This window comes from Planctomycetota bacterium (assembly GCA_038746835.1).
In the GTDB taxonomy this organism is placed as follows: Bacteria; Planctomycetota; Phycisphaerae; order Tepidisphaerales; family Tepidisphaeraceae; genus JBCDKH01.
In genome coordinates, this window is the sequence record JBCDKH010000318.1 from 1 (window position 1) to 1,906 (window position 1,906).

The window sequence follows — 1,906 nt, forward strand, 5'->3', positions numbered from 1 at the left end:
GCCGTAGTACGTCATCGGCGCACCGACGAAGGCGTGCTGGAAGTAGACCAGCTGCCGCATGCGCTCCCACTCCTCGCGATTCGGCTTCCGCTCGCTGTACGGCGGATCAAAATTCTTGGCGTTGTCCTGCGGGCGATTCGCTCCGTCGTACGGGCGATCCGGATTGACGAACATGCTCGCGAGGCGGTCGGTGTCGTGGCTGCCCATCAGGTTCTGCTGGGCGTACGTGATCGGCCGCGGGTAGCGGTTGATCACCGCTTCGAGCCGGCCCATGAACTCGCTGGGCGAGAGCGCCGTCTGCCGATCGATGAAGAAGTCCTGCGTCGGCATCGCGAACTGGTAGTTCATCACCGCGTCGAACTGATCGCCCTTCAGCCACGCGTCCGCCCACGACCAGATTTCGCCGACGATGTACGCGTCGGGGTTCGTCTCCTTAACGAGCTTGCGCCAGTCGACCCAGAACGGGTGCGGAATGTCGCCCGGCACGTCGAGCCGCCAGCCGTCGATGCCGTCGTCGGTGGTCGGGTCGCCGTCCGGATCGAGCCAGCGCTTGGTAATGGCGAAGATGTGCTCACGCGGTCCCGGTGCAAGGCCGAGTTCCGGGTCCTGGGCAAACGTCGGCAGGTGACCGCTCGGGCCGTCCCACGCCTTCCACTGGATGCCGCCCGGCTGCCCCGGCTCGCCGCCGTTGCCCCAGTCGGTGATGACGAACCAGTCGGCGTACGCGCTGTCTTGCCCGTTTTCGAGCACGTCCTGGAAGAGCGGGTGCGCCCGGCCGACGTGGTTGAAGACGCCGTCGATGACGACCTTGAAGCCCTGGGCCTTGGCCTCCTTCAAGAACTCGAGGAAGACCTTGTCACTCGGCGACCATTCCCACGACTCCGGATCGACCTTGTTGCCGCTGAAGACGGGCGGGTACTCGTCGCCCTCGAAGCGCACGCCGAAGTTGTCGTCGACGTGCCGGAAGTCGGCCGTGTCGTACTTGTGCATCGACTCGCCTTCGAAGACCGGGTTGAAGTAGATGGCGGTGATGCCGAGGTCTTTGAGGTAGCCGAGCTTCTCCTGCACGCCCTGGATGTCGCCGCCGTACCGCCGGTCCCAGACGTCGCCGGTGCCGGTGTAGAAGTTGTCGCTGTTGCCCGAGGGCGGCGTCTCGCCGCTGAGGACGTCCCACCAGTTCGTGTTCCAGCCGACGAGGTTTTCATAGTCGAACCGGCCGGGGTCGTTGTCTGGATTCCCGTTGCGGAACCGCTCCGGGAAGATCTGGTACCAGACAGCGTGGTGCGTCCACTCGGGGACGTCGAAGTCGCGGAGCCGGAGGTTGAAGTCATCCGACCACGGCGGCGATAACTCGAGACGGCCGCTGGGAACGTCGAAGGAGCCGTCCGGGTTGAGACCAACGACCGCCTCACTGTCATGAAAACTGATTCGATACGCAACACTCAGCGATTCCTCATCATCTACATCAAGAACTGACAGTGTCTTCTCAAAAACATCAAACCCACCGGCAGATGACACCTTGTCAATGAAGCTACTGGCAATGGTCGTTGGTTCGCCCTCTGCGTCGAGAAACGCCATCACGACCTGAACCTTTTCGACGTCGCCAGCAAGTGCTCGTGCCGTCACTTGCAAAACTCCATCGTCGACCTGCACCACATCCGCCGCAGGTTCATGCCGCACATACTCCGCATTCACATTGTTGGGCTCCGGGGGCGGGGCCTTGCGAATGTCGGGGCCGACGACTACGCCGCTGTTCTGTCCGCCATAGCCGTCGTCGATGCGAAGCTCGCTGTCGTCGGTCGGATCGGTCAGCCACCGATCGCCGTCGACGACGAATTTGTACCCGTACCGCCCGGGCGACATCGGGAGCGTCAGTTCCCAGATGTTGTCGCTGTTGAGGTCGAGC

At 63.1% G+C, this 1,906-nt stretch carries 1 protein-coding gene; it reads right to left on the bottom strand.

Annotated features, from left to right (window positions below; translation table 11 throughout):
- The coding region (locus tag AAGI46_17030) for an alpha-amylase family glycosyl hydrolase (GenBank protein MEM1013912.1) at window positions 1-1,906 on the bottom strand (1,906 nt) is incomplete at both ends.